Origin of the sequence: Haloquadratum walsbyi C23, from assembly GCF_000237865.1 — an archaeon.
Taxonomy (GTDB): domain Archaea; phylum Halobacteriota; class Halobacteria; order Halobacteriales; family Haloferacaceae; genus Haloquadratum; species Haloquadratum walsbyi.
In genome coordinates this window covers 286,267-312,427 of sequence record NC_017459.1, presented here as the reverse complement: position 1 = coordinate 312,427, position 26,161 = coordinate 286,267, and the positions used below count along the sequence as shown (strand labels likewise).

Sequence of the window (26,161 nt, the reverse complement as noted above, 5' to 3'; positions counted from 1 at the left end):
GAACTTATGGGTAAGAGACAGCCCTTTAGAGCGGGGAGGATGTCAAACCGTTAATAAAAAATTATGAATCTGCGTCGGTGGGGCTATCATCGACGCGCGAAATTGCATTTTCAACCGAACGTCGCTCAACGGTTTCGATTACCTCACCATTGAATTCGGCGTCGCCACCGGTTGGTGTTGCAAGTGTCGTCCCGCATACAGCACAATTAACGACAGTTGATGCCTTTCCAAAGATAACTTGTTTATTGTTGCAGTCCGGACACTGCAGTTGATAAAAATTCCCTGCCATTAATTACTCCTGAAACCGCAGACGACCAGCACGCCATCCCTCTCTCATGTGTGCTTTTCCACAGTCTGAGCAGATATATTTCAAATTTGTCTTTTTTGTCGGCTTATCCCCACCCGGAACCTTTGAGAACTTTCCGGCATTTCCAATTGTTGATTTTCCACGACGCGTCTGTCGTGCGTTCCATTTCATTCCGGTTGAGCGACCTGTTCGGACCTTTTCAACTTCATGTTCATGATGCGTATCGCAATGTGGACAGTACGTATTGAATCGGCGTGGCATCTCCATAAATATCTACCTTATGTCGGTTTTGCTATCACCAGTTAAAACCCGTTTGGTTCGCTTTGAGTTGGTATAGGCTGGACTATCTCCGAAGCGATTAATACCTGAGTTCGTTAATCAGAGGGCATGAAGAAACTCATCATTCGAGGAAGTCTGGGCATTAACCGCGGGGCAGAAATCGAGGTTGATGGCGAAGAGGTTATCTGCTTTTCGATTGACAAACAAGGGGATTATCATGGACCCAGCAGACCGCAGTTGTGGTGTACTGTCGGTACTGAGGATGAACGCGAAACATTTGAGAAACGGCAATATGTTCCACACTTTCTTGATGTCATTGCTGTTGATGCAGAGGCGATTACCGTCCTTTCCGACCAAGGCATATAGGAGATTATGACGGGAGATCCGATTGATCAACAGCGTAGATAGTGACATTCCCTGAGTGATGTGCAACAGACACCGCATTCATCGAGAATGAAATATTATCATATCGAGCCTGTTCGCCTGGTCCAACCCAGATATACGTAATATTGTATTTGTCGAATAATGTAGCCCGAGTGGATGCATTCGATGTATACATTAAATCGACATCACTGACACGATCACGGTAAGCAGCCTGTCCGCGATATCCAACTTCATGATTCCATCCAGCGACAGTTGGCACACCAGTGAGGCTTGCGGCTGGGTTGCCATACCAACTATAGGTTGCGCGTGCTCGTGAGTCATCGTGATATCGCGTCGTTCCAGGTGCTTCCAATAGCGTTGGCTGCCCGCGACGGTTATCAATCCAGTCGATTGCGACTGCCTCAGTCGGATGTGCCCGATCAACAAATGCGGTCGCATCAAGTGTTGGTCCCCCCGGTGGTGGACCTGCAGCAAGATGTCCACCAATCGCGAGTACACCATACATGCTTGTGCTGATGATCAGACATGCAATCACGACACTGATTATACTCTGTGTTATTGATCCGAACAACTCAGCCGACTGCAAGTTTTCGCCAATCGATGTTGGTGAGTCTGCCTGAGTTGTTGCTGTCACCGTCGCGGTCGGTGAACTGGATGTGTCTGGCTTTGATGATAATTGCTCTGTTGATGATGGTGATGATGATGAGTTTGGAGGCGTTTGCGCCCGGCGTAAGCCTGGGATTGCAATCCCCATTGCTGTTGCCCACAATACCCACACCTGTGCATATGTCTTGAAGACCGTATTCATACGACCTGGACCGGCTTGTTCGTTGAGATACATAATCTCAACCAGTGTAATCAACCCAGCACCGCCGATTATCAAGACTGCTTCATATCCGACCGTGTGGGTTATCCGCGCACCGATCAGCGCCGCAACGAGCACCGGCAGTGTTATAATTATTACAGGGAGGTTTAACCACCAAGTGAGCACAGTGAATCCTCCAACCAGCAGAATCGAACCAGTCACGACACGTGCTCTACTCTCCGAATCAGCGCTCAATTGATCGCTCAATTGTATATAAAGATAACCGACAATTCCAATAATAAATGCACCGTGGACGAGAAGTAACCCTGCAATACTGCTTCGCATTGTCGGGGCAAGGAACTCAATAGTACGCTGTCCGCCCCCAGTGGCTGTCTCAAAAAGGAATGGTGCTGCAAATCCTACTGCAATAGCACCACAAATAAGTGTAATCCCAACGGTCCATCCAATTCGGATAATCTCATAATAAATGCGATCGATGTACGAATTAGTTTTTGGAGCTTCACGTGGGTGCTCAGACCATGGAAGTAGTGTGACCGGATGAGTAGGCGCAACAAGGATAGCAAGACCACCAAGTGCAATGATACTCGGAAAGCTCCATGTGTTCTGAACTGCTTGCCATGCGGCGGTGAGTGGGATGGCTCCAAACACAAGGATTTGTCTTCGTCGTTTTTTATACCTCGATGTCCGATAATATGCGTATCCAATCCCAACCCCGAGTAATAGCGTTTGTGTACTCAGCATGTGGGCATGTAAATCGCCGTTTAACCACGCAAAAAGTGGAAATTCATTAATCGTCCCGTCGATAACGCGAGATGCATCCCAATAGCTGAATGATTGTAACGCTGTGTTAATATTCTGTGCTGAATCACCTGTCTGCTGTGCAATGATTCCTGTAGCCTGACGCTCGAGTGATGCCGGAAGCGAAGCAACCGTGAGTCGGGCGGCTGTTAGTAAGTTTCCAGCGATTCCAGTAAAGAAAGCACCTATTGTCCCGCCAACTCGCCGCGCGTGTCCGTTCGCCTCTGCGATTGCACCACTTACCTCGAATGCGGCTGTCACAAGCGTTGCGTAATATCCTGCGAGTGCAATATTGTATGCGAACCGAGGTGGTGTTTCAGTTAACCATCCAAGAAGTATTGTTGTGAGATGGCCACCATAATAGTATTTCACCGGCTCTCCAGCAAACCAGAAGTCAGTTGGTGGAAGCGATGATGACCGTGATAATGTCTTCAATAACCCAAAGTCAAGGAATTTCTCCCCACCAATAGGGATTACAGCCGGGTCAAATGCCCGAATGAGAATAATAAACGCAAATGACGCGACGAAAACGACTACCGTATCGGAGATAGCTCGTCGACTTGGACGCATCGCCTGAGTGAATCGGATCTGTATCCGCTTTTGTTCATTACGGAGTTTGCTAAAATCAATTATAGCAAGCCCAGCAGAGACGACAAGCACCACAGTCCCAGCAAGTAGCGCTGGAAGTCCCCATCCACCCGGAAGGTGACCAACCCAGTAAGCTGGGAAACTTATGAGTAACAATCCAATTGGGATAGCAAGTCCAACGCCGCGGCTGCTTGTCATTGGAAGCAATCGAGCGGCAATCGGGAGTCCAAAGAGGAATATCGCCGCGTACATAATCAGCCATCGCGCAATAATAATATACTCCATCAGTTGTAGAATAGATGTTGTGATTGCATATCAGGTATCTCAATGATTAAGACCATATTCCAGATTGCTTGCTCTGACCGATATAGGTGCATGACGTCTGTTCAGTCAATCGATATATCTGGTTGTATGCGATTTATGTTTATATCTGTGGTTTTATACATATCCCTTGGATCCATATTTCGGTATGGATTATGATACTCAAATTTCATTGATTTGAATCAAATCCATATTATGTTTTGAATTCATACAAAGAGCGGGTTCTTTTTTACACCACCGAAGATATTGCATATGATGACTCGCTCTATCGGGGTTGTCATTCCGGCTTATCAGCCTGATCCCGAACGTCTCACCTCATATCTTCAACAGCTCGACACACAGGTGACACCATCACCGGCTGTCCTTCGAATTGAGCTTGACGCCCCTTCTTCATCATTACTCAAGCAGCTTTACTCACGGCTTTCTAACTCGACGTTTACTGCATCTGTTGAAATTGCAATTGCTGATACTCGTCGAGGAAAGGGAGCAGCAATCACTGCTGGATTTGAGAGATTATGTGCATGTACAAACACAACTGCGAATTCAACAACAACGACAGTTACGAGTAATAATGAGACGACCGAAAGATCAAATATTGATCCAGGATTTGATCGAGATACAGACGTAACTATCAATCTGACAACAACGCCTCCTGCGTCAACTATTGATATACTTGCATTTGCGGATGCAGATGGCAGTACGCCAGCATCATCATTCGAGACTGTTTTGAGGGCGTTAATCAATGATACTGCCGATGTCGCAACGGGCTCGCGACGACATCCATCAGCTGATGTCACTGCACATCAGACATTAGGGCGAAGATATCTTGGTGATGGGTTTGCATGGCTCGCTCGTCGACTGCTTGATGAACAATTATATGATTATCAATGCGGTGCAAAAGCGATCACCACAGATGCATGGCAGGCAGTTCGGTCACATATTTATGCCTCTGGGTTCGCGTGGGATATTGAGCTGTTAGCAATCAGCGGTGGACTTGGATATCAAGTCGCTGAGGTGCCTGTTCGGTGGGAAGACCAACCTGGGTCAACTGTTTCACCCCTTCGGACAGCACTCAGGCTTGGTCGTGTCCTTGTTACAGCACGTCATCGTGCACGAGCGCTTGCTCATGACCCAGTTCATCGGCTTCTTGCATCAATCGAAAGGTCATCATCACAGCCAGTCATTGACTCGGTTGCTACATCTAAGCCGACGGCGCTGAGCGAGAGAGCAACTAATATTACTATAGATGCTGAGGCTGAGGCTGAGGCTGATGTGAATGTTAATATCGACACAACAGATCAAAGTTCGATTGAGGTAGGGTGAGAATGGGTCGAGGTCGTGGTCGTGGTCGTGATCATGGTATTGTCAATGCGCTTTTTTCACGCATTCGATTCGGAAAATTCATTTCGGTAGGGGCTCTTGGAGCCGTTTTTGATATTATGACGACTACAGCGCTTATCGTTATTTTTGATTTACTTGATGAGTACGCCAAACTTCTCGGAGCGGAAGTTGCAATTATTGTGATGTTTGCGGTGAACGAACGATGGACGTTCGCAGATATGGGTGCTCCAGGAATTGCTCCAACAATAAGTCGATTTTTTCGCTCAAATCTCGTCAGGAGTGGTGGATTAGCCGTCCAGTTTTTAATTGTTCGTGCACTTCGTCAATTTGAGATTACGATACTTATTGCTGGATTTGATGTTTGGCAACTAATTCCAATTCCAATTGCGATTGCCGGCTCACTCGGAATAAATTACATAGCTGAGAGTCTTCTTACATGGCGCGTCACACGGTCATGATTTAAGAACAAACTACCACACAACAGTCGAAACACAATCCTTAACAGGATAGCTGATTGTTTCTTAATTAGCGGGATGGGATAGCCAGGAGATTCCGCCGGGCTCATAACCCGGAGATCGGTAGTTCAAATCTACCTCCCGCTACTATTTTTTTAGATGGGTATCAGTCATATTCGTGAACTCACCACAATCAAGCCTCGGGGGCGGTAATCTTGTACCGTCTGCACATAAACATGATTCAAAAAATGTTGTATACCCCCACAGTGTTTGTGATCCAAGAAGTATCTCAAGATCACATTCGAAACCTCAAGGCACTTAGCTCGATTCTCCTTGTACTGTGTAAACGTCAGAATCCAATCTGAGTCCCTGAAGAAAGGTCACGGTCCTCAGATACTCCTTGGGTAGCCTCTTCCCATTCATTATCAGTCAGGTACACTGTACCATCTGTGACTGTTATATCAAACGTATCTAACACAGCTCCTTCACATGGTCCGAAATCGCAGTGTCCGGTCGATTTCTCAAATGTTGCTCCATGTTTCTGACAGACAACCGTCTCATCGCGAACGAGTGCCCCTGATCCTGAGTCAAGACGAACATCACGCCAGTGTGGACAGTAATTCGTATACGCAACAATTGTATCATCAGAAAGACGGGTGAGAATTCCCTCCGTCGTATCAAATCCTGCTGAGGCAGTAAATACAAGTGTTTCATCCTTTGATACATCTTCACTCGAAGCTATCCGGCATGAATCATTCATCTGTTGTATATAGGACATGACTGAATTCAAGCTTAACGGTAAGCACCGGGTAGTATTCCATGTCAGAGATGGTTACTCTTCGTTTGGGACCTCCCTATGTGTATCGTAATATCGTTTTTCGACTCGGTTTTGAAATGCTTGCTGGAGCAGTGTGGTGAGTGGTCCGCGCCCAATATCGATACCGTCAATCGTCTTAACTGGTCGTATTTCCCAAGTTGTGTTCGTGACAAACGCTTCTTCAGCCTCACGTAGAGTATTAATATCAAAGCTATCCTCACGGATTGGAATTCCCTCCTCAGCAGCAATATCAAGAACAGTTGACCGAGTTATGCCTGGGAGAATCGGTCCATCAAGGCTTGGCGTGCAAAGCGCATCTCCATCAACAAAAAAGATATTACCAGTTGCACCCTCTGCGAGTTGCCCATCTGTATCAAGCATCACCGCTTCGTCGGCATCACTCACGCGTAATTCTGCTCGTGCAAGGATTCCATTGAGGTAATTATGCGTTTTTGCATGCGAAGGAAGAGCGCGATCTGGGATCCGCCGTGTCTTTACCGTCTGCAATGTCGCTGGGCCATCCCATACTGGGTTGCTGTTGACTCCACCACGCGGCAGTGGGCTCGTTTGGACAACAACGGTTGGGTCAACAGTTGGGTCGGGATTTAATTTCCCTGGTTGCACTCCACGTGTTATAGAGAGTTTAACATAAGCCTCATCAAGATTATTGGCGGTGAGCGTTTCATCAATTCGATTCTTGAGTGTCGCCCGTGAAAGTCCGTGTTCAAGATTAATTGCGCTTGCGGAGTCCGCAAGACGGTTGGCGTGTGCTTTCCATCGGAATACCTCACCACCATACGCTCGAAGTGTCTCAAAGACACCATCACCATACATAAATCCCCGATCACGAATGCTAACCGTCGCATCTTCCATGGGAACAAGTTCATTATCAACATGCGCGTATAATGGAGAGTCAGATATAGAGCGATTGCGACTCACTCCGCCTCTCCGTCCGTCTTTGTCTGATCAATCCATCGTGCAATACGCGTCTCAGCGATATCAGTCGCTTCAGCAAGTACTGTGGGCTCTGAAGCAGCAAGATCTGCAACTGAATCAACACCAGCATCTGAGAGCCTTTCTTCATACGCCGAGCCGATTCCAGTTATTTCCTGAACTGATCTTCCAACAGTAGTATCCGGAGTTTCATCTTGTTGCTCGGTTGTTCCGGTGGACACGACCGTTTCTGCAGGTTCCTTCCCAGTTGCCTCATTGATGAGTGAGGCTGTCGATGCTGATGCATCGGTTTCAGTTCCGACCGCATCAGTCGGTGTCTCTGTATTTGAATTGGTATCAGAATCGTCCATGCGCTCAGTATCGGTATTACTAGTAGCTGTCCCTACTGCCTCTGCGGGCTCTTTTCCAGTCGCATCCTCAACAAGTGAACCTGTCGATGCTGACGCATCGGTCTCAGTCGCTGCAGGATGGCTATCAGCGGGATCATCAATACTGGTATCGGTATCATTGCTGGCTTGTGACTCGACGTTGATGTCAGTCCCTTTGACTGTCGCTTCTGTTGATGCATCTGGGCTTGGTTCTGTGTCGTATTTCGGCTCTGGAATAATATCATCACCAGACGAAGATGTTGACACGGCTTCCTCATGTGAATCTACACCAGCGTCGCTGTCAGAACCAACAGTACTATTTGTCTCTTCATCGGATGGATCATACTCAACTGAGACTGTTCCACGTGATGACGGTTCTGCTGCTGACTGTCTGTCACGATCACTCTCACCGAATAATGATCGGATTGCGGATATGACAGTATTAAATATGCTCATATTTATCAGATATGCCTGGTGTATATTTAAATAAATTCTCAGAATATTGAAACAATTATGATTCGCTGATATCGAGTTTTGAGTCGTACTTCCTGTATCGATTACATGCAGTGGAATTGGGTGGATTCGAAGAAAATATGATAACGATGATGTGAATAGTACTCTCGGAGCTGTGCACAAATAGATCGGTGACCACACTCTTGAATATTATCTGATCAGCGAAGAGAATTATTCAGCCAGTCAATTTGGGCTAGCTCATTCTGCAAAGATCTGATCTAGATCTGTATGTTATGGAATATAGATAAACTGGGGAAGTTCATCACGCATCTTCGAGTTCTGCTCTAAGCGCAGCATTCATCTGTTGAATTGGCGCATCCTGCTCGGTCCAAATCTCGAATGCAACAACACCCTGATATAAAAGCATCCATGCCCCGTCAATTGTCGTTGCACCTGCTGCGGTAGCTTCGCGGAGTAATCGGGTTTCGATGGGGGTATATACTGCATCAAGTACGACTAATCCATCGTGTAAATATGACTGTGGAACCGGAGTTTGATCACTGTCTGGATCCATCCCGACACTCGTTGCATTGAGCAATATATCTGCATCAGAAATTTCATCACGGGTGTCAAGCCCGCCAGCAGTTGCTTGCCCACCAATATCTGTAGCAATCGTCTCAGCACGCTCGACAGTCCGATTTGCGATATGAACATGTGCACCGGCATCAGCAAGTGCAAAGGCAGCAGCCCGCCCAGCACCTCCAGCACCAACGACGACAGCATCGTATCCGTCTATGCTGATATTATGATGTTGAAACGCCCGTTTGACACCTGCGACATCGGTATTATATCCACGCGGTGTTTCACCATCGTGAAATTTGATTGTATTTACGGCGCCAACCTCGCGAGCAATATCATCGGGAATGATATGATTAAGCACATCCTGCTTAAATGGAATTGTGACGTTGATTCCAGCAATATCAAGCGCATTAGCACCGTTAATTGCGGTCTCAAGAGTATCCTTCGTCGGCTCAAATGTCACATATCGTGCGTCAATTCCGCGTGCGTCATATGCTGCCTCATGCATTGGTGGTGATAATGAGTGCTCAACTGGATTCCCGATTAATCCATAGATGTCCATTCGTGTATCCTCTTTAGTTTGGTAACATCAATACAATTTCTGTATCGGTATCGGTATCGGTATTGGAACCGATATTCATGACAATGTGGGTATGTCTATTCGTCTTTTCTCGCCACTCCATGCTCTCATTGACTGTGATTTCTCTCTTAGAAGGGATGAACTAACCCTGATATCTTCAGTGAGTAAATCAGGGTGAGGGGTACTGACATGATAACCTGATGACCTGGTGATCTGATAATTCATTAATTGATCTTGTTTGCTTTCATTCGATGAGTTTTACTTTATCATTATCGAATGCCCACTGTGATTGGTCTTGTCGTGAGCAGTGCTGATGCTGCCTCTGTTACGATTAGTGATCAGCTGCATGAACTTGTCGAGTGGGAATCTCACCGTGACGCTGCTGGCGACGAATATGAACAATATGATGATTTCGAAATGCGCACGATTGATGAGTGGCATCTTGAAGCTGAAAATGCGTCTGAATTATTCTCGACGACACCACAAATTATTGCATTTCTCTCACGACATAGTGGCGATACAGGACCGCTTTTAACCACACATTTCACTGGTAATTTTGGTCCGGCGGAATATGGTGGAGAACCTGGTTCATTTGCACAGGCTTGTCCGATGATACAACAGACACTGCTTGAAGCATTTGATTGGTATGCTCCATCGAAATATGACGTTGGTATTGAATGTACGCATCATGGTCCAACCACCGTAGGCGCGCCGTCACTTTTTGTTGAACTGGGGAGTAGTGAAACGGAGTGGAATGATCCTGATGGCGCACATGCAGTCGCACAAGCGATTCTTGAGCTCTCAGGTGAAGATGCACCAGCTAATGTCGAGACTGACCGAACCGTGGTTGGGTTTGGGGGTGGACATTATGCACCGCGATTCGAGCGTATTATTCGAGAAACAGACTGGGTTGTCGGTCATATCGGTGCTGACTGGGCACTCGATTCAATGGGTGCGCCAGCAGCGAATCGTGATATTATCAATCATGCAGTGACCGCATCAGATGCAGATGTTGCACTTGTTGCTGATGATCGTCCAGAGCTAACGAAAGTGATTAGCCAAGCCGATATCCGCGTTGTCCAGGAGAGATGGCTTCGAGAGACCACTGGCGTCTCTCGCCCAATGGTCAGCGCTCTTGAAAATGCCCTTGTTCCGATAGCCGCAGGGCTCCGTCTAGGAACCCCTGCAACAGAATATGACCCTACGACGTCTGATGAATTTGTTATCACTGATAGACACACAGATAATGACGCGGTTGGAACAATTCACACAAAGGAATCAAGTGATATTGATACTGGAACGAATCATAACGTCGATGCAGAGAGAACTGAAAGCGAAGACAGTCATAATATTCGGGATGCAATAGACTGGGCTGGTGCGGATGCTGTGGTACTCGCGTTTCCAACATCACTCATGGAGACGATTACCGGAATCGATATTGAGACAACAAACCAGGTGTTCTCTAAGCACACACTCGCATTTGAGACAACTGAAGGTGGGACAAGACCAACTGGACGTATGATTGTCTCTGATTATCTCTCGGTTGAGTCAATTACTCATGCGCTGATAGATATTCTTAAATTGAAGTATGACCGGGTTGAGCGGACCGATGAAACACTCCGCGTGAGGCGTCAGGTCTTTGACCCTGCAAAGGCGGCAACATTGGACGTCCCTGAAGGTCCAGCATTTGGTCGTCTTGCCGCTGGTGAATCAGTGACAGTTGCGGGACGGACTATTGACCCAGAAGCAGTCCATACAACGGAGACAGTCACATTTCCGGTATTCTCTACCTCAGCCTCATCTTCATCCTCATCCTCATCATCATAGTATCGGCTCCGGTGTTCGAATCTGTGTGAGGGGTATGAACACTATCGAGGATACTGATCTCAGGGTATTAATTACGAGTATAATACGCTCACTCACTTACGAACACCGTGCTTGGAGACAGATTATCACCCACAAACTGCTAAACTGTTATTGAATTGATCATTAATGTCAGCCGTCTGTCTGACATCAAGGGGAAAGATAATTAAGCTGTGTTTGATACGAACGGTTATATCATGGACTCCATCGTCGACGACGCAATAGATGAAGCTGAGAAAACAGGAGGTGGGGACGCCGTCGACGGAGCCGCGGTCGAGGCCGAGCCCGAGTCTGAATCAACTGCCGACACGGGTGCGACCAATGATGGGCTCTCACAAAGCGGGACAATGACTGATGATGAACTCCAGGATGTTCTTGAGGATCTCCAGACCGACATTACCGTCGTCGGTTGCGGTGGAGCCGGAGGAAACACCGTTGACCGGATGCATCAAGAAGGGATTGAAGGAGCAACACTTGTTGCTGCAAACACCGATGTCCAGCATCTTGTTGAGATTGAATCAGATACGAAGATCCTCATGGGTGAGCAGAAAACCCAGGGTCGTGGGGCAGGCTCACTCCCACAGGTCGGTGAAGAAGCAGCAATTGAATCTCAAGAGGAGATTTATAACGCAATCGAAGGATCAGATATGGTTTTTGTCACCGCTGGTCTTGGAGGTGGTACCGGTACTGGTTCAGCACCAGTCGTTGCAAAAGCAGCTCGTGAGTCAAATGCGCTCACGATTGCTATTGTGACAACACCGTTTACCGCTGAGGGTGAAGTCCGACGAACAAATGCTGAGGCAGGTCTCGAACGACTTCGTGATGTTGCCGATACTGTGATTGTCGTCCCAAATGATCGACTCTTGGATTCTGTTGGAAAACTTCCCGTCAGACAGGCATTCAAAGTCTCGGATGAGGTGTTAATGCGTTCTGTCAAGGGGATTACAGAGCTCATTACAAAGCCAGGGCTCGTTAATCTCGACTTTGCGGATGTCAAGACAGTCATGCAGCGTGGCGGGGTTGCGATGATCGGACTTGGTGAGTCTGATTCAGAATCAAAAGCACAAGATTCAGTTAAGAGTGCGCTTCGCTCACCGCTGCTTGATGTCGATATTTCAAGTGCAAACTCAGCACTTGTGAATGTCACTGGTGGATCGGACATGAGTATTGAAGAGGCTGAAGGCGTTGTTGAGGAAATCCACAACCGGATTCACCCTGATGCACGAATTATCTGGGGAACGTCTGTTGATGATGATCTTGATGGAACAATGCGGACAATGATTGTCGTTACTGGCGTCGAATCACCACAGATATACGGTTCATCTGATACCGCTGCACAGTCAAATGCACAAGGTGTTGAGGGAATGCGCGTCGATACTGACGGCAATGGTCGCGTGAACGCCGCTGAAAGTGTTGAGACGGATACAGGGTCGAACGCAGAGACAGATGAGGCTGAGACAGCTACTCGGACTGAGGTCCCATTCCCAGATGAGGACGCCGATTTTATCGAATAATCACCGCTTCAATCTGAGACCGTCGCATAATTGAGTCTATCTCAGGTGTTATCCTTTGCTCTGAGTGTCTTCATATCATCATACTATAGATTTCATCAAGAATCAAGCCGGATACCTCGGGGCTTTGAGATGACCCCGAGGCAGTTGACAGGTCGAGGTACTCAGTATATCTGGAATGATAATATAAATACAGATCCGATAATCCGATTACATCTGAACATGACAACAATCGACATACTCACGCAAATACGAGTGTCCGGAAGTACCTCGGGGACAACTTCAGAGGCACTTGCCTTGCTATCTGTGGATAAGAGTCATTTACTGACACAATAGTCATATCAAATAATTCCATGACGCTACAACGTTAGTCTATTGAGGAGGCACTCTGCAGAACGGTTGATTTGACCGACTATCCCTAGCAATGTTTGTAGAAAGATAGAAAACCCTCGGTCAGATATCTATATACTAAGAATGGACGTCAAAATTGAGTTGAGTAGTTATGTACGGGTGTTAAAGCTTGCAAGCACCCCTTCGTGGAATGAATTCTCTCAGATTGGACTTATTGCTGGCGCAGGAATTGTATTCGTTGGATTCCTTGGATTCCTCATTTTCGCAATAATGACGCTGTTGCCTGGAGGTGTGTGATATACTATGTCGATTTTCGCTGTCAAAACAACTGCAAGTCAAGAACGAACCGTTGCTGATATGATTGCGACCCGCGAGGAGCCGGATATACACGCTGTGTTAGCACCGGACTCATTGACAAGTTATGTAATGGTCGAATCAGACTCAAATGCAGCCATTTCACGAGTACTTGAAGAAATTCCACACGCGCGGGGATTAGTGAAAAGTGGTGGTCAGGCTGGGAAGTCAACAATCGCAGAGGTTGAACATTTCCTCTCGCCAACACCAGATGTCGAAGGGATTGCTGAAGGTGATATTGTTGAGTTGATTGCTGGACCATTCAAAGGTGAGAAGGCTCGAGTCCAACGAATTGATGAGACGAAAGATCAGGTGACTGTCGAACTATATGAGGCAACTGTTCCAATCCCTGTCACGGTCCGTGGAGATCAAATTCGCGTCCTCGACAGCGATGAACGGTGAGAGTAAAGCGAAGACGAAAACATAGTACAGTATCGGCTGACGTCCACGCCAGAATCATTCGAAACGAAATTTTTGTATAATTAATACGATATGTATCTATTAACGCTCCTCGCACCGTTGATGAGATTATGGCTCATAGGTTTGTTATAAGTAGAAATGGATCGAGTGTTCGGATATATAAGTTTACCCTAGGTTAATATTGACATCGATCCACGATAGCGTGAAACTATTAACCTCTTAGACGCAGCGTTTCACAGTGTGGATTCGAAGAATCAATATTACTCGAGATTAGATGGATGGCTGATAATTGTGTGATGCATGTGGTATTATATTTGGTTCACGTGGTAGAGTATGTTTGTAATATAGCATATTTGATATTAATAGTCTCAAATGGTAACTGCTAACCTCACACCATACAGAACAGATAACGTGACTGAGACGACCGCATCGACACGGGTTGATCTTCATGTTAAGGTGTTATCCGACGAGGTCGTCGCCTGTGCAAAAGCAAGAGAAATTGATGTTATTGTGTATGCACCGCATTTCACACGGTTTGATAATATCCGTTCACGCGCCGCTCAATTCTCTGATGATGACCTTCTTGTTATCCCTGCTCGAGAGATTTTTACAGGTAGTTGGCAGACTCGTCGACATATACTTGCCATTGGGCTTAATGAGCCTATTCCGGATTTCATTTCACTTACCGGTGCGCTAGACGCTCTTGATCGACAAGGTGCAGCCACACTTATTCCACATCCAGAATTCATGAATGTCAGTTTTAGCGAGTCAGATATTCAAGCGAACGCCGATGCAGTTGATGCAATCGAGGTATATAATTTCAAGTCTCCAGGATGGGCAAACACCCGTAGTATCTCTCTCATTACCAAAACCAACCACCAACCGTTTGGGTCGTCATACGCACACCTCCCAGGAAGCGTTGGTCGTGTCTGGACAACGTTCGATTGTGCAATTGATTCTGAAGCTGATCTTGTTGAAGCACTCAAATCAGGAGTATCGCGCCGGGTGTATCATGAACGTGGGTTGAGGTATACCGCTCATGAACTCGCTGAGTTCGTTCATCTCGTATATGAGAACTCATGGAAAAAGCTTGATCGACTGTTCTTATCGGGGATGGAGCCGACTCATCCACAACATATTGCATATGATGGAAAATACGATGATGTCGCGGAATATTGAATTCACACTATGTTGATGGATTTGGGCATAGATATAACCGACCACTGATCAGGTAATCCATGCAACTATTGCTGTTATTGTTAGGTATACAATTTCTTTTTTCAAGCTCTGAGAGCGTCGTATATTTCTTAGATTATACGATATTCAGATCCACTGACAACACTCATGACATTAATACGCTTACAACTGCTTCATTGACAACCATTGGTGCGGTATCGAGAGCAATGATATATGTATGAATAATAAATAATACAGCAAGTTCACCAGCAGTCACAATGAGTGTGACACTTGTTGTCCAGCGACTGCTTGTCGCGACACCTATTGGCAGGTCGTACTCGCTTGCTGAAAGTGGATAAAACAGTGCAATCCCACGTTTCGACCCGACAACATCAAGTAAATAATGTGTGGCAACACCGATCCAGACAAACTGGAGATTTCCAAATACCGGTGGAAATAATATAAAGAGCAACAAAACGGGGAGATTGTGTAGCGTCTTTCGATGACGACCAAATGCTGTATCAACATCTGGGAATAACGCTCCAAGAATAATCGGGAGCGAGAATGCAAGCACTGACCGACCGAGTTGTGCGGCAAAATCAATTGATGTCTGGATTTCGTCGCTAGGAGATGGCTTAGCCGTGACACCTGCAGTAAAGAGTCGTTCAGCACTGATTGCAATATCAACTGTCAAAATAAGACCAAGACCAATAGCGAGAAGCGCCGCATTCAATACATGTCCATCTTTGTTCATCGATTATCCATCTGCAGGCTATTCCTACCAGTCTTCTGGATGCTAACCTCCTTCAGGTCAACTCTCATGATCGGGTATCGGGTTGTATTATCTGGAAGTCACCAACAGTAGTATTGAATCGATGTACAGACGATTTTTTGAGTTCTTGATCTTGGAACGTGTCTTGAACGTTCAGACGGTCAGGGTTGTTCTTGAACAGACTCACATAGTAACTCAAGTGCTCGCCGAGCGATTTGCTCTTTAATCGCTGTTCTTTGACCATCGAAGACAGTCCGTTCGACAGTTCGGTATGACTCATTGCTTCCCCAATCACCCTGATATGCAACGCCAATGTACGCAGCACCAATCGGCTCAGCATCTGTCCCACCTGTTGGTCCAGCAATCCCCGTTGTCGCGACACCCCAATCAACATCTGCAGTATCACGGACACCAGCAGCCATCTCACTCGCAACAGACTTCGATACTGCACCATGATCATCAAGCGCTTCTCGAGAGACACCAAGTGCAGTCAGTTTTGCGTCATATGAATAAGTGACAACAGATCGATCAAAGTACGCAGACGCACCTGGAATGTCTGTGAGCAATGACCCAATCAGTCCACCAGTGCAAGATTCCGCAACAGCGACTGTTGCGTCCGCTTTTTCAAGTATCTCACCGACGCGAGCCTCAATTGGTGGGTCAGTAGCAAAATCGTGCATTGCATTCAGATACGGAGAGGGCACTCAAAATACTCATGATGGATTACCGCAAGTTGGCGAAGCCCCCATTTATACTGGGTTTTTCATCTCCACGGCAGACTCTTGCGATACCGCGATGATATTGACAAGGAGTGCGGTCTTTACGGTATCAATTGGTATAAGCTCGAAGTCAGATCGCGAATGGGCGAGAAGAAAGACTGATGCTCAATAAGAAATCTTCCGGTCAAAATCGAGTCTACGTAGATACAAGACGGCAATTAATTCAGATTCCGTGACAAACTCCCATGCAGATGCAGATATGAGTAAGACAGACCAGGGTATGAATGAATATGATGAACCACTTTTCTTCCAAGTGATGCAGTATGCGAGCAATGCTGATCGCGATATCGTTGATATGGTCTCAGGGAATCCTGATTGGGAGCCCCCAGACGCGCTTCGCGATGGACTTCATGAGTATGCCGACGCAGACGCAGCGGATTTTCAGTACGGACCGAGTGAGGGACTTACCGACCTTCGAGAGCAGATTGGCGCCCGTCGGAATATTGACTCTGACAATATCATCATCACTCATGGGGCTGGCGAAGCAAATTATCTTGCGATGGCTCAAGCAGTGGAGTGTTCGGATGTCAATACTCCGGAATTTCTGTTAACAGACCCGGTATATCCGTATTATCCAGGAAAGGCGTCACTGCTTGATGCGACAGCAACACATGTGCCTGTTCATGACGATGGTCATCTCAATATCGATGCAATCCAAGACGCCGCATCAACTGATACTGTCGCAATTGTATTGAATACACCAAATAATCCAACTGGTGCCGTCTATAATCGGGCAGCCCTCAATGACGTCGCGGCTATTGCTGCTGATATTGATGCGCTTGTCATTGTCGATGAAGTGTATGATCACTTTGATTTTACCGGTGATTTTGAGAGTGCACTCACATTGTCATCATATACCGACCGAATCATCGTCACATCTGCATTTTCAAAATCAATGGCAATTACGGGCTTTCGGGTTGGATATGCAGTCTTTCCCCCAGCGCTTGTTGATGCCGCACAGACCCGGCATATGCTTGTCACTGTTTCTGGAAGTCGCCCAGCTCAACGGGCTGTGAGTGATGCACTTGAGAAAACACCGCCATCATATTATGCGTCTGTTCGCAACACCATCCGCGAGCGCATTGATACTTTTACGAACGCACTTGAAACGATTGGGGCTGCGTATACAGAGCCCGAAGGTGCGTTCTATGTCATGGCGCGATTTGATGATTTGCCCGGTACACTGGAGAATGTTGAGTACTTGATTGATGAAGCAGGCGTTGCGGGCATGCCTGGCGAGGCATTTGGTAATGCATACGATGATTGGATTCGATTTTCATTATGTACTGATCGAGTTTCAATTGCTGGCGACCGTCTTATGACGTTCTTCCAAGATAATTAATGTGAGATTATGTGTTCAGTTGTCCTGTTGTAATTGATATCTGATGTTCCGTCACGCCGACCGAGAAGTACACAAACATGGGTCTCGTCGCCCTTCATATGTCGAGTATCGATGTTGATGCAGTTGATGCGGTCGAGGATGACTCGACTGCAGATGATACAACCGAGTCGAATCATGACCACGCAGTTGATGTTGAGATTGTTGATGATGCAACAACACTTCCAGAAAGCGTTGATGCCCCTGAATACGTTCTGTACGGCGGAAAGGGTGGTGTTGGAAAAACAACAATGGCCGCAGCAACTGCAGTAGCCTCTGCAACCGCTGGGACCGATACCCTCGTTGTCTCAACGGATCCAGCGCACTCACTGTCCGATACATTTGATACTGATATCCCACCCGAACCAGCTCGTATTCGGGATGATATACCATTATATGCGGCTGAGATTGATCCCGATTCGGTTGCTGCTGGTCCATTCGCCGGGGAAGAGGGAGAGGGAGATAATATATCTGATAATATCGGCGGAAATGAAGACGCCTCAGCGGGATTTGGTGAACCAGAATCTGGTTTTGAGACCGGGATTGGTGGCGACCCAGATGCGGAGACTGGAATGCCATTTGGTAATCTCGATGAAATGGATGATATGCTTGGAGGGCTCATGGGTCCAGCTAGCGGCGCGGGAGCAATGCCTGGCGCGGATGAAGCAGCAGCAATGCAACAACTACTCGAATATTTGGATGACCCTCGATTCGACCGCGTTATCGTCGATACCGCACCAACTGGACATACACTTCGATTACTCGAACTTCCAGAGTTGATGGATACGATGCTTGGACGCATTGCGTCGCTTCGACAGCAATTTTCAGGCATGATGGGAAGCGTCAAAGGGATGTTTGGGTTTGGTGATGAGACCAATGCTCAATCAGAGGTTGACTTAGATGAACTTCGTGAGCGGATTGAGCGGCTTCGATCAGTCTTGCGAGATCCGACACGAACCGACTTTCGGGTGGTAATGATCCCCGAGGAGATGAGTGTCGTCGAGTCCGAGCGACTTATTACCCGACTAGAAGGATATGAGATTCCTGTTCAAACGCTTATTGTTAATCGAGTGATGGAGGATCTCGTTGATGTCACTGAAATTAATGCGGACGTTGATTCAGAGTGGGTTGTCTCACCGAATCCATCGGACTGTGCGTTCTGCCAACGACGATGGAATGTTCAACAGACAGCAATCCAGCGTGCGACCGATCTTTTTCGTGGACGGGATGTCAAGCGGGTACCATTACTTGCTGAAGAAGTTCGTGGCTGGAATGCCCTTCGCGTCGTTGCTGCATGTCTCAATTAATTACTGGTTCAAGCTGAATCTGGCAATCGCCCCGCAGAAAAACACATAGTATTTCACTACACTAAGACATATGATTCTTCTTGATTTGGCGATCATCGCGAGGAATTCTACCCAGGGGCGTCAGGTATATCATCAAATCACGATTATATCGCTTGGGAACCCCAACCGGACTGTGTATTCATAGCGATTGAAGCTTCTGATAGAGTGTATCTCGCCATGTTGATGGAACAAACCGGGCGAGGACACCAACTCGGGCTGTGGCTCCCGTTTGATATCGCGGCTGTGGACTTGTTGATGATGCGGCATCAAGAATATCCTCAGCAACACGCTCGGCTGATACAGCACCAAATCCTCCACCGCCGACGAGCTTAGTATCGGTGAGTAGTTCATATAATGATTCATACGCACCAGAGCGCTCAATCTGTTGAGTGTCATCCGCTATGCTATTCTCCTTTGTTTCATCTTGGAATTCACGAGCAGCTCGGTCAGGAAACGCCGTTTCAACCGGTCCAGGCTCGATAATGACAACGTCAATATCGTATGGCGCAACCTCATTCCGGAGGGCATCACTCATTGCTTCCAAAGCGGCTTTTGACCCGGCATAAACTCCACCGGTTGGGAATGAAACCTGCCCAGCAACACTAGAGATATTGATGATTGTCCCTGCTTCATTCTCACGCATCTTCGGAAGCACCGCTCTAATGAGTCGATGAGGTCCATATAAATTGACATCAAATTGTCGATGTACCTGTGCTGTCGGGATATCTTCAATTGCGCCAAACTGTCCAAATCCAGCGTTATTCACCAGACATGAGACAGACCCAGATTCATCTTCAATTCGATCAACAACACGGTCAATATCATCACCATCAGTGACATCAAGCGTTGCAATCTGACATCCGCGTTCACCAAGCGTCTCAATATCAGCAGGATTTCGAGCTGTTGCGTAGACACGCCAGTCTGCCTCAAGAAACATATGTGCTGCTGCTCGCCCAATTCCAGACGAACACCCGGTGATAAGAACTGTCTGCTGCATATAGATGGATAGATATTCGAGATGTTAATTGTACGCGATTTGCTCGTGAATAACTCAAGACTGTTTCGATTGGTTGATGTATACTAATTTGTCATACCACCATTTCATGTAATGATTGCCTGGTAGGTCAACTGTAATTGAGTATACCCAGCTTACTTACTGAATAATGAAAACGAGAACGAAAACAAAAACAAAAACAAAGACCAACTAAGATCAAAAGTGACTTGATATTATTATTGCGTGAGTGGTCAATTATCAGAGTACTCACGTTTGATTTCGTCAGCATATGCATCTGCTCGACGGGTTGGCTCAGGGAGTTTATATCCATCACAGAGTGCTTGAGTAATCTTGACTGCCGTTGTAGCTGAAACACGGTGACCAGGGCTGACGTAGACAGGATTAATGATTTTTCGCGAGTCATATTGTCGTGTCTGTAATGCATGCCCAATGACAGTCTCTGTATCGGCATCTTCAACCGTCTCATCAGCATTGATTTGTGTCTGCCATCCTGCAGGTCGTTGTGCTGTGTCTGACTCTGGCGTCCCACACAGGAGGCTTTTAGCAACACCAATGGTTGGGATATCAAGTACGACCCCAATATGCGTTGCAAGTCCTGCCTGCCGGTAATGCATCCGACCACTTCCATCAAACATGGTAATATCCGGTTTTTGTGATATCTCTTCAAATGCAGCAAGAATGGGTCCTCCCTCACGAAAGGAAAGTAACCCAGGAATATATGGAATTGAAAGATCAGTTACCGCTACGACACGGTCAACAACAGTCGCTCCTCGAGTGAGGACAATTGCACTGATAACCTCTGATTGCTCTGTGCGGAATGCCTGGTCAACCCCAGCAACAAGCGGTTGTGTCTCATCTGCGCCTTGATTGGGTATATCAGTCGTTGAGGTCGATGAGTCGATTGTTTTCTGTGTTGTATCTTTTGTCGTCTCGGTGGGTTCCCATCGGATCATCTCAGGATTCACGCTCAATGTATCCTGCCAACATGCAGCATCAGCGATTTGTCGCTGGAGAGCTTTCATTTCATCTTGGCTCATCTCTGGGTCGGGAATGCGTTTTGAATCTGTTGGCTGCATGGTATTCACAAAATCAGAATCGTCGACCAGGACCGCCACCCCGACCGCCACCGCCAAGTTGTAATGAATTCGGAACACCAACTCGGTCACGGACACGAACCCCATATGCTAATCCAATCACGAGCCCAGCAAGATGTGCGAGGTGAGCAACATTTCCACCAATGATCCCACCGCCTGCAGCACCAAATCCAGCAACAATACTGAAGGCTGCAAACCCAAATGTCAAAACCCACAGTGGCATTGGAATAATGAAATACAAATACACTTTTAATTTCGGGTTTAATACGGTCAATACTCCAAGAACGCCCATAATCGCTCCAGACGCACCAACGACCCCTGCGCCTGTTGGACCCATTGTAAGCAGCGTTGATGCAATCTGTGCAAGCCCTGCAATGACTCCAGCACCAATGAATAGTGCAGTGAATCGCTTTGTGTCAAGATACCGTTCAACAACCGGTCCGAAAAAGTACAACGCAATACTATTGAACGCAATATGCGCGAATCCACCATGTGCGAAAATCGAGGTGAGCCATGTCCAGATGTATCCAACGTGATCCGGGGAGAGCACAAAGATAGCTTGCCAAAGTGAGCTACCAGGGAATGCTCCCAATAATGGAAGGATAAAAAACTGAAGTCCGAATGTAATCCACATTATCCCAAGGAACACGTAGCTCATATTCTTGCGGAAGTACCCAAGTGGACCGCCGATATCAGCAAGCTTGCTGGATAATTTACTCGAAGCTGATTGTCCACCAGGATTATTCACTGAATCATCGAATCCGCTGTCAAAGACGCCGGCAGGATCATCCCAGCCATTAAGCCCTGGGCAGTCATGATTCTCGGGGAGCCGATGTTCCGCACAGAACGTGCTTCCGCATCGTTGGCACTGATACGGGAGGTTCTCATGCTTCCCGCACTCGTCGCAGGTAGCCATTATCAAATATACTCGGGGCGGAAGTAAAAGCGGTTCCCCTTGGCAGATTAAACCCGGATATCAATTGTTGGTACTGTGATTTCGTTATTCGAAATAAGACAAATAAAATATAATTCCAACATACGTAATTGTGGCTCCGGATATAATTAGTGACTATATTGCCAACGACTCATATCCGAATCATCACCTGTTGTTCAATTAAGTGGTCAAATAATTGATATAATAGCAAAATGTAATTATTGAGTCAGCATTTCCAACTCAGATGTTCGGTTATCAATGTCTTCATTAACATCTGAGTCAGCATCAACTATATCTAATCCTTGATAGCTTCCAGGAATAACGGTGGGATGTGCAACGCCGAAGTCAGGTTTCTCAGCACTCATCATCATATATTACCGGACCAGTAGACAAAAAATTACTCATGCGCATATCGCATATCAACCCTATCATATATTACTCACATGTTTATTCAATCATTAGGGGTGTCTGCTGGCTAGTATCACTCAGTCAATCTGTTCTTCATACAGTTCCATGGCATGCTCAATCGCATCGGTTGCTGCGTCGGCGCCTTCCCATCCAAGTGTTTCAGTCTGTTTGCCTGTTTCAAGATTCTTGTATGTTTCAAAGAACTCAGCAATTTCAGCCGTTGTTTGGTCGGTAAGGTCATCAAGATCTTCAACATGATCATATCGTGGGTCCTCATCAGGGACCGCAATGACTTTGTCATCCTTTTCACCATCGTCGTCCATCCGCATCAGCGCCACTGGACGTGCCTCAATAATACAGCCAGGGAATGTTTGATCTTCAACAAGCACCATGATATCGAAGGGGTCTTCATCATCATAGTATGTCTGTGGAAGGAATCCATAATCTGAGGGATAATGGACATTTGAGTGCAACACCCGGTCAAGCACAACACCCGGGACGTCTTTATCATATTCGTATTTATTTCGTTCACCTTTCAAACATTCAATAACAGCATAGACAACATCGGGGGCATCCGGTCCTGTCTCCAGGTCTGTCCAAAGATTCGACATACTAGTGACGTTATTGATTAGGTAAAAAATCCTTTCGCATCCACTCTACGGACCGTTTTTGTTTTGTTCAACCTGAGTATTTATATTTCCTGATAATATGAATGTATAAAAGATTAAATGCTTACACTACTTCGTACATCTGTATGTCAGAGGCACAATCAATTACAGATGGTTCCTCATCTGTACGCGACTTGACGGCGTTCCAACAAAATATCTTGGTTATTCTTTCAGAAGAACCAATGTATGGGCTTGCGATTAAACGAGATCTTGAATCGTACTATGGGACTGAAGTGAATCATGGACGACTATATCCCAATCTTGATGATCTTGTTGAGTCTGGTCTTGTCACAAAAAGTGAGCTTGACAAACGGACAAATCAGTACGAACTCACGGATGAGGGATATGACGCCGTTCTTGACCGTCTTGGATGGGTCTTCTCAAAGTTTGTTACAGATGAGTCTCGGGCAAATAGACTTCTTGATCTTGTCGAAGAAGAGCTGTAAGTCTATCCGATAGACATAGACATAGACAAACACAAAGACAAACGCAATCTATGGTAGGCTTCGGGCACCTACCCCTCAATAGTATCGAGCAGTCTAATACTTTCAGAAACGATTGCTGCTTCTTTCTCTGAAGGCCAAACGTTTCGTGTGTAATATTCGTTGATAAATTCCTCGCGCTCATCTTTTGTTGCTTCAGTGACGGATTTGAGATAATGATTTCCCATAAAATCAGCAAATGCTCGGATATTTCTTGCATGTGCTTTTCCATGTTCCTGTCGGATCATGTCAATAATCGTTTTATTGGTTGTTTCGACGTTCTCCCAATCTGCCCCGATAGCTGGGCCTGACAGTGATATTTCGACTGCTCGGTCGGTATTATCGATCTGATCGAACTGTGCAATACCATCTACAAGCCACGACTGTGGATATAACACGAGTGTGTCGTCCGCATCGCGGACTCGTGCAGCATACCCGTGTTCATCAAGCAAGGACTGCCGTTCATTCCGATACGCCGTTATCTCAGCATCAACGGTGGTATTGATACAAAGACGCGTGAGTCGTTCAGCCTCATCAATAACAGACTGTGGAAGTGACGTTCTCTCTGCATCGCCACTCTCTGCATCTGTAATTTCTGCATCGTCTTGTTGACCGTGGTCGCGGTCGTGGTTGTGGTCGCGTTTACCCATTATCAAACGCCTCATTTGCAAGTTTGTCAGCATGACTGTTCACGTCGCGAGGAACATGTTCGATGCTCCAGCGATCGAATGTTTGCAGCAATTCACGGACACGAACACGATATTCACGTAGTGTTGGTTCGTTCGTGTCGTATTCACCAGTCACCTGTCGAATAATTAACTGTGAATCTCCACGGATATCAATCTCAGTAAATCCATATTGACGAGCCATTTCAATTGCACGTTCCAGTGCGGCATACTCCGCTCGATTATTGGTTGTTTTACCAATCTCCTCACCACCATCAGCAATAATACCCTCATTTGTCACAAGGACCCATCCAATTGCCGCCGGTCCCGGGTTCCCTCGACATGCCCCATCAAAATACACGTGTGCCCGACCACCGGTGTCAACTCGTAGGAGTCCCAATAGATCATCAGGACGCGACCCTTGAACAACAACTGTTTCATCATATGCAACAGCCGTCGCCGCACCGCGTTCAGCGCGCCAGCGTTCATACTCAGTATTCCCAGCCATGACCGTGATGCCTGCCTCGGTGAGTCGTTCACGGGCTTCACCTGGGTCACAGTCCACACTTGGCATATGCATAGTATGCCGACCGCAGAAAAGAACCGTTCGGTCCGGTGGTCTCATACTTATCACAATTATTACATACTCGGTTAATCAGCTATCTTTATGTGATTTCTCAGTTCGTTAGGACATAATATGAGCGATATGACCTCACTCAGAACATGGATATACAGCAATTTAGCCAAGATTTAAGTAAATCAAGATATCGAATATAAAAATGCGATGACACGGTCCACCCGCCAGCGGGAACGAGATAGTGAACGAACGCGATGGCAGGGCGAACGGGAAAAGGATACTAATACGGATGAGGCTGTTGACGATATTGATCTTGACAATGTCGACGACAAAGACCTCATTCGTACAGGGGATGGGGAGATTATACACGAGCCAACAGGTATCGTCGTTGAAGAAGAGCAAATCGATAGAGGTCCTGAGTGGCGGGCGTTTAACCACTCTGAGCGGCAATCAAAGTCCCGTGTCGGTGCACCGACGACAAAAACGATGCACGATAAGGGGCTGACAACAACAATCGACTGGAAAGACAAGGATGCCTATGGGCGGTCACTCTCATCTGAGAAGCGCTCACAGATGCACCGGCTGCGCAAGTGGCAGGAGCGAATTCGAACAAAAGATGCCGGCGAGCGGAATCTTCAGTTTGCACTTTCAGAGGTTGATCGTATGGCATCAGCACTTGGTGTTCCACGGTCAGTTCGTGAGGTTGCATCCGTTATTTACCGACGAGCGCTCAGTGAGGATCTAATCCGAGGGCGATCAATTGAGGGTGTTTCCACCTCTGCATTGTATGCCGCCTGTCGAAAAGAAGGGATCCCTCGGTCACTTGAGGAGATCTCAGAGGTATCGCGTGTTGAACGAAAAGAGATTGGACGAACATATCGATATATCTCTCAGGAACTTGGTCTGGAGATGAGACCGGTTGATCCAAAGAAATATGTTCCACGGTTTTGCTCAGAACTTGACCTCTCGAAAGAAGTTCAATCAAAAGCAGATGAAATTATTGAGACAACAGCCGAACAGGGTCTTCTCTCGGGGAAATCACCGACAGGATACGCTGCTGCTGCTATCTATGCTGCGTCATTACTCTGTAATGAGAAAAAAACACAACGGGAAGTTGCAGATGTTGCGCAAGTGACTGAGGTGACGATTCGGAATCGATATCAAGAACAGATTGAGGCGATGGGGATTCCGACCTGAAACGTACCGCTCAGAACCCAGTCTATCCGATATATTGAATTGATAAGCTGATACCCTAGCACGCTGATATTTTGATGTTGCCCACGAATTCGGATAGTGTAGTCGGACCGTTCATATTGTT

General features: G+C 46.7%; 28 protein-coding genes and 1 tRNA gene. 13 read left to right on the top strand and 16 right to left on the bottom strand.

Annotated features, from left to right (window positions below; genetic code table 11):
* Positions 1 to 61 precede the first annotated feature (61 nt).
* Together HQRW_RS01335 and HQRW_RS01330 are read right to left on the bottom strand one after the other, a co-directional pair.
* The gene (locus HQRW_RS01335; protein WP_014555152.1) at positions 62 to 289 is read right to left on the bottom strand and encodes a 30S ribosomal protein S27e; all 228 of its coding nucleotides are present in this window, start codon (positions 287 to 289) and stop codon (positions 62 to 64) included.
* A gap of 3 nt (positions 290 to 292) precedes the next feature.
* Complete coding sequence (locus tag HQRW_RS01330; RefSeq protein ID WP_011570543.1) at positions 293 to 574, bottom strand: 50S ribosomal protein L44e; 282 nt, start codon at positions 572 to 574, stop codon at positions 293 to 295.
* Positions 575 to 694: 120 nt separating this feature from the next.
* Here HQRW_RS01330 and HQRW_RS01325 point away from each other — a divergent pair, with 120 nt between their 5' ends.
* Positions 695 to 952, top strand: a complete 258-nt coding sequence (locus tag HQRW_RS01325; RefSeq protein ID WP_011570542.1) for an HAH_0734 family protein — start codon at positions 695 to 697, stop codon at positions 950 to 952.
* 4 nt (positions 953 to 956) lie between these two features.
* On the opposite strand, the gene HQRW_RS01320 is transcribed toward HQRW_RS01325, so the two are convergent.
* Positions 957 to 3,467 (bottom strand): DUF2298 domain-containing protein, encoded by a 2,511-nt coding sequence (locus HQRW_RS01320; RefSeq protein ID WP_014555151.1) that lies wholly within the window; start codon positions 3,465 to 3,467, stop codon positions 957 to 959.
* A gap of 288 nt (positions 3,468 to 3,755) precedes the next feature.
* On the opposite strand from HQRW_RS01320, the gene HQRW_RS01315 reads away from it, so the two are divergent.
* The 3 genes from HQRW_RS01315 (at position 3,756) to HQRW_RS01305 (ending at position 5,446) form a co-directional block, all read left to right on the top strand.
* Positions 3,756 to 4,826, top strand: a complete 1,071-nt coding sequence (locus HQRW_RS01315) for a glycosyltransferase family protein (RefSeq protein ID WP_014555150.1) — start codon at positions 3,756 to 3,758, stop codon at positions 4,824 to 4,826.
* 2 nt (positions 4,827 to 4,828) lie between these two features.
* Positions 4,829 to 5,302 (top strand): GtrA family protein, encoded by a 474-nt coding sequence (locus HQRW_RS01310; protein ID WP_011570539.1) that lies wholly within the window; start codon positions 4,829 to 4,831, stop codon positions 5,300 to 5,302.
* A gap of 69 nt (positions 5,303 to 5,371) precedes the next feature.
* Positions 5,372 to 5,446 (top strand) — tRNA-Met (locus tag HQRW_RS01305).
* Between the two features lie 202 nt (positions 5,447 to 5,648).
* Here the strand turns inward: HQRW_RS01305 and HQRW_RS01300 are convergent.
* The 4 genes from HQRW_RS01300 to HQRW_RS01285 form a co-directional block, all read right to left on the bottom strand.
* Entirely contained in the window at positions 5,649 to 6,059 is a 411-nt protein-coding gene (locus HQRW_RS01300; protein WP_049891507.1) for a Rieske (2Fe-2S) protein, read from the bottom strand.
* 72 nt (positions 6,060 to 6,131) lie between these two features.
* Positions 6,132 to 7,055, bottom strand: coding sequence for an aminotransferase class IV (locus HQRW_RS01295; RefSeq protein ID WP_014555148.1), 924 nt, complete (start codon positions 7,053 to 7,055; stop codon positions 6,132 to 6,134).
* Positions 7,052 to 7,894 (bottom strand): helix-hairpin-helix domain-containing protein, encoded by an 843-nt coding sequence (locus tag HQRW_RS01290; protein ID WP_014555147.1) that lies wholly within the window; start codon positions 7,892 to 7,894, stop codon positions 7,052 to 7,054. Before HQRW_RS01290 ends, HQRW_RS01295 begins: the two co-directional genes overlap by 4 nt.
* 319 nt (positions 7,895 to 8,213) lie before the next feature.
* On the bottom strand, positions 8,214 to 9,032 hold the full coding sequence (locus HQRW_RS01285) for a shikimate dehydrogenase (RefSeq protein ID WP_014555146.1): 819 nt from the start codon (positions 9,030 to 9,032) through the stop codon (positions 8,214 to 8,216).
* A gap of 294 nt (positions 9,033 to 9,326) precedes the next feature.
* Here HQRW_RS01285 and HQRW_RS01280 point away from each other — a divergent pair, with 294 nt between their 5' ends.
* The 5 genes from HQRW_RS01280 to HQRW_RS01260 all read left to right on the top strand — a co-directional run bounded on the left by HQRW_RS01280 (position 9,327) and on the right by HQRW_RS01260 (position 14,728).
* The gene (locus HQRW_RS01280; RefSeq protein ID WP_149031504.1) at positions 9,327 to 10,877 is read left to right on the top strand and encodes a D-aminoacyl-tRNA deacylase; all 1,551 of its coding nucleotides are present in this window, start codon (positions 9,327 to 9,329) and stop codon (positions 10,875 to 10,877) included.
* A gap of 233 nt (positions 10,878 to 11,110) precedes the next feature.
* Positions 11,111 to 12,427, top strand: a complete 1,317-nt coding sequence (gene ftsZ / locus HQRW_RS01275) for a cell division protein FtsZ (protein ID WP_014555144.1) — start codon at positions 11,111 to 11,113, stop codon at positions 12,425 to 12,427.
* A gap of 471 nt (positions 12,428 to 12,898) precedes the next feature.
* On the top strand, positions 12,899 to 13,072 hold the full coding sequence (locus HQRW_RS01270) for a protein translocase SEC61 complex subunit gamma (RefSeq protein ID WP_011570532.1): 174 nt from the start codon (positions 12,899 to 12,901) through the stop codon (positions 13,070 to 13,072).
* A gap of 6 nt (positions 13,073 to 13,078) precedes the next feature.
* Positions 13,079 to 13,531: a transcription elongation factor Spt5 gene (locus tag HQRW_RS01265; RefSeq protein ID WP_011570531.1), complete on the top strand. Its 453-nt coding sequence runs from the start codon at positions 13,079 to 13,081 to the stop codon at positions 13,529 to 13,531.
* A gap of 390 nt (positions 13,532 to 13,921) precedes the next feature.
* Positions 13,922 to 14,728, top strand: coding sequence for a PHP domain-containing protein (locus HQRW_RS01260; protein WP_173362462.1), 807 nt, complete (start codon positions 13,922 to 13,924; stop codon positions 14,726 to 14,728).
* Between the two features lie 163 nt (positions 14,729 to 14,891).
* On the opposite strand, the gene HQRW_RS01255 is transcribed toward HQRW_RS01260, so the two are convergent.
* Together HQRW_RS01255 and HQRW_RS01250 are read right to left on the bottom strand one after the other, a co-directional pair.
* On the bottom strand, positions 14,892 to 15,479 hold the full coding sequence (locus HQRW_RS01255; RefSeq protein ID WP_014555142.1) for a metal-dependent hydrolase: 588 nt from the start codon (positions 15,477 to 15,479) through the stop codon (positions 14,892 to 14,894).
* Between the two features lie 179 nt (positions 15,480 to 15,658).
* Positions 15,659 to 16,177 carry a CinA family protein gene (locus HQRW_RS01250; protein WP_014555141.1) on the bottom strand — a complete coding sequence of 173 codons (519 nt, stop codon included), beginning with the start codon at positions 16,175 to 16,177 and terminating at the stop codon, positions 15,659 to 15,661.
* Positions 16,178 to 16,496: 319 nt separating this feature from the next.
* Between HQRW_RS01250 and HQRW_RS01245 the strand changes: the two genes are divergently transcribed.
* Positions 16,497 to 17,618 (top strand): pyridoxal phosphate-dependent aminotransferase, encoded by a 1,122-nt coding sequence (locus tag HQRW_RS01245; RefSeq protein ID WP_014555140.1) that lies wholly within the window; start codon positions 16,497 to 16,499, stop codon positions 17,616 to 17,618.
* 98 nt (positions 17,619 to 17,716) lie between these two features.
* Positions 17,717 to 18,961, top strand: coding sequence for an ArsA family ATPase (locus tag HQRW_RS01240; protein ID WP_014555139.1), 1,245 nt, complete (start codon positions 17,717 to 17,719; stop codon positions 18,959 to 18,961).
* A 178-nt stretch (positions 18,962 to 19,139) separates the two neighbouring features.
* On the opposite strand, the gene HQRW_RS01235 is transcribed toward HQRW_RS01240, so the two are convergent.
* The 5 genes from HQRW_RS01235 to HQRW_RS01220 all read right to left on the bottom strand — a co-directional run bounded on the left by HQRW_RS01235 (position 19,140) and on the right by HQRW_RS01220 (position 23,062).
* Positions 19,140 to 19,997: an SDR family oxidoreductase gene (locus HQRW_RS01235; protein WP_014555138.1), complete on the bottom strand. Its 858-nt coding sequence runs from the start codon at positions 19,995 to 19,997 to the stop codon at positions 19,140 to 19,142.
* A 248-nt stretch (positions 19,998 to 20,245) separates the two neighbouring features.
* Positions 20,246 to 21,091, bottom strand: a complete 846-nt coding sequence (locus HQRW_RS01230) for an endonuclease V (protein WP_014555137.1) — start codon at positions 21,089 to 21,091, stop codon at positions 20,246 to 20,248.
* Positions 21,092 to 21,104: 13 nt separating this feature from the next.
* Positions 21,105 to 22,025 (bottom strand): rhomboid family intramembrane serine protease, encoded by a 921-nt coding sequence (locus tag HQRW_RS01225; protein ID WP_014555136.1) that lies wholly within the window; start codon positions 22,023 to 22,025, stop codon positions 21,105 to 21,107.
* A gap of 236 nt (positions 22,026 to 22,261) precedes the next feature.
* Entirely contained in the window at positions 22,262 to 22,408 is a 147-nt protein-coding gene (locus HQRW_RS16045) for a hypothetical protein (RefSeq protein WP_014555135.1), read from the bottom strand.
* 120 nt (positions 22,409 to 22,528) lie between these two features.
* Positions 22,529 to 23,062: an inorganic diphosphatase gene (locus tag HQRW_RS01220; protein WP_014555134.1), complete on the bottom strand. Its 534-nt coding sequence runs from the start codon at positions 23,060 to 23,062 to the stop codon at positions 22,529 to 22,531.
* A 143-nt stretch (positions 23,063 to 23,205) separates the two neighbouring features.
* Here HQRW_RS01220 and HQRW_RS01215 point away from each other — a divergent pair, with 143 nt between their 5' ends.
* On the top strand, positions 23,206 to 23,565 hold the full coding sequence (locus tag HQRW_RS01215) for a PadR family transcriptional regulator (RefSeq protein WP_011570520.1): 360 nt from the start codon (positions 23,206 to 23,208) through the stop codon (positions 23,563 to 23,565).
* A 68-nt stretch (positions 23,566 to 23,633) separates the two neighbouring features.
* Here the strand turns inward: HQRW_RS01215 and HQRW_RS01210 are convergent, their stop codons facing one another.
* Both HQRW_RS01210 and rnhA read right to left on the bottom strand, forming a co-directional pair.
* Positions 23,634 to 24,251, bottom strand: coding sequence for a DUF7108 domain-containing protein (locus HQRW_RS01210; RefSeq protein ID WP_014555133.1), 618 nt, complete (start codon positions 24,249 to 24,251; stop codon positions 23,634 to 23,636).
* Positions 24,244 to 24,840 carry a ribonuclease HI gene (gene rnhA / locus HQRW_RS01205; protein ID WP_014555132.1) on the bottom strand — a complete coding sequence of 199 codons (597 nt, stop codon included), beginning with the start codon at positions 24,838 to 24,840 and terminating at the stop codon, positions 24,244 to 24,246. The genes HQRW_RS01210 and rnhA overlap by 8 nt, the downstream gene beginning before the upstream one ends.
* A gap of 210 nt (positions 24,841 to 25,050) precedes the next feature.
* Between rnhA and HQRW_RS01200 the strand changes: the two genes are divergently transcribed.
* Entirely contained in the window at positions 25,051 to 26,040 is a 990-nt protein-coding gene (locus HQRW_RS01200; RefSeq protein WP_014555131.1) for a transcription initiation factor IIB, read from the top strand.
* The last annotated feature ends 121 nt before the right edge of the window (positions 26,041 to 26,161 follow it).

What these genes read in the sequence shown, in the direction of transcription:
- HQRW_RS01335 (WP_014555152.1), bottom strand. Translation starts at nt 289, where the DNA reads ATGGCAGGGAATTTTTATCAACTGCAGTGTCCGGACTGCAACAATAAA.
- HQRW_RS01330 (WP_011570543.1), bottom strand. Translation starts at nt 574, where the DNA reads ATGGAGATGCCACGCCGATTCAATACGTACTGTCCACATTGCGATACG.
- HQRW_RS01325 (WP_011570542.1), top strand. Translation starts at nt 695, where the DNA reads ATGAAGAAACTCATCATTCGAGGAAGTCTGGGCATTAACCGCGGGGCA.
- HQRW_RS01320 (WP_014555151.1), bottom strand. Translation starts at nt 3,467, where the DNA reads ATGGAGTATATTATTATTGCGCGATGGCTGATTATGTACGCGGCGATA.
- HQRW_RS01315 (WP_014555150.1), top strand. Translation starts at nt 3,756, where the DNA reads ATGATGACTCGCTCTATCGGGGTTGTCATTCCGGCTTATCAGCCTGAT.
- HQRW_RS01310 (WP_011570539.1), top strand. Translation starts at nt 4,829, where the DNA reads ATGGGTCGAGGTCGTGGTCGTGGTCGTGATCATGGTATTGTCAATGCG.
- HQRW_RS01300 (WP_049891507.1), bottom strand. Translation starts at nt 6,059, where the DNA reads ATGAATGATTCATGCCGGATAGCTTCGAGTGAAGATGTATCAAAGGAT.
- HQRW_RS01290 (WP_014555147.1), bottom strand. Translation starts at nt 7,894, where the DNA reads ATGAGCATATTTAATACTGTCATATCCGCAATCCGATCATTATTCGGT.
- HQRW_RS01285 (WP_014555146.1), bottom strand. Translation starts at nt 9,032, where the DNA reads ATGGACATCTATGGATTAATCGGGAATCCAGTTGAGCACTCATTATCA.
- HQRW_RS01280 (WP_149031504.1), top strand. Translation starts at nt 9,327, where the DNA reads ATGCCCACTGTGATTGGTCTTGTCGTGAGCAGTGCTGATGCTGCCTCT.
- ftsZ (WP_014555144.1), top strand. Translation starts at nt 11,111, where the DNA reads ATGGACTCCATCGTCGACGACGCAATAGATGAAGCTGAGAAAACAGGA.
- HQRW_RS01270 (WP_011570532.1), top strand. Translation starts at nt 12,899, where the DNA reads ATGGACGTCAAAATTGAGTTGAGTAGTTATGTACGGGTGTTAAAGCTT.
- HQRW_RS01265 (WP_011570531.1), top strand. Translation starts at nt 13,079, where the DNA reads ATGTCGATTTTCGCTGTCAAAACAACTGCAAGTCAAGAACGAACCGTT.
- HQRW_RS01260 (WP_173362462.1), top strand. Translation starts at nt 13,922, where the DNA reads ATGGTAACTGCTAACCTCACACCATACAGAACAGATAACGTGACTGAG.
- HQRW_RS01255 (WP_014555142.1), bottom strand. Translation starts at nt 15,479, where the DNA reads ATGAACAAAGATGGACATGTATTGAATGCGGCGCTTCTCGCTATTGGT.
- HQRW_RS01250 (WP_014555141.1), bottom strand. Translation starts at nt 16,177, where the DNA reads ATGCACGATTTTGCTACTGACCCACCAATTGAGGCTCGCGTCGGTGAG.
- HQRW_RS01245 (WP_014555140.1), top strand. Translation starts at nt 16,497, where the DNA reads ATGAATGAATATGATGAACCACTTTTCTTCCAAGTGATGCAGTATGCG.
- HQRW_RS01240 (WP_014555139.1), top strand. Translation starts at nt 17,717, where the DNA reads ATGTCGAGTATCGATGTTGATGCAGTTGATGCGGTCGAGGATGACTCG.
- HQRW_RS01235 (WP_014555138.1), bottom strand. Translation starts at nt 19,997, where the DNA reads ATGCAGCAGACAGTTCTTATCACCGGGTGTTCGTCTGGAATTGGGCGA.
- HQRW_RS01230 (WP_014555137.1), bottom strand. Translation starts at nt 21,091, where the DNA reads ATGCAGCCAACAGATTCAAAACGCATTCCCGACCCAGAGATGAGCCAA.
- HQRW_RS01225 (WP_014555136.1), bottom strand. Translation starts at nt 22,025, where the DNA reads ATGGCTACCTGCGACGAGTGCGGGAAGCATGAGAACCTCCCGTATCAG.
- HQRW_RS16045 (WP_014555135.1), bottom strand. Translation starts at nt 22,408, where the DNA reads ATGAGTGCTGAGAAACCTGACTTCGGCGTTGCACATCCCACCGTTATT.
- HQRW_RS01220 (WP_014555134.1), bottom strand. Translation starts at nt 23,062, where the DNA reads ATGTCGAATCTTTGGACAGACCTGGAGACAGGACCGGATGCCCCCGAT.
- HQRW_RS01215 (WP_011570520.1), top strand. Translation starts at nt 23,206, where the DNA reads ATGTCAGAGGCACAATCAATTACAGATGGTTCCTCATCTGTACGCGAC.
- HQRW_RS01210 (WP_014555133.1), bottom strand. Translation starts at nt 24,251, where the DNA reads ATGGGTAAACGCGACCACAACCACGACCGCGACCACGGTCAACAAGAC.
- rnhA (WP_014555132.1), bottom strand. Translation starts at nt 24,840, where the DNA reads ATGCCAAGTGTGGACTGTGACCCAGGTGAAGCCCGTGAACGACTCACC.
- HQRW_RS01200 (WP_014555131.1), top strand. Translation starts at nt 25,051, where the DNA reads ATGACACGGTCCACCCGCCAGCGGGAACGAGATAGTGAACGAACGCGA.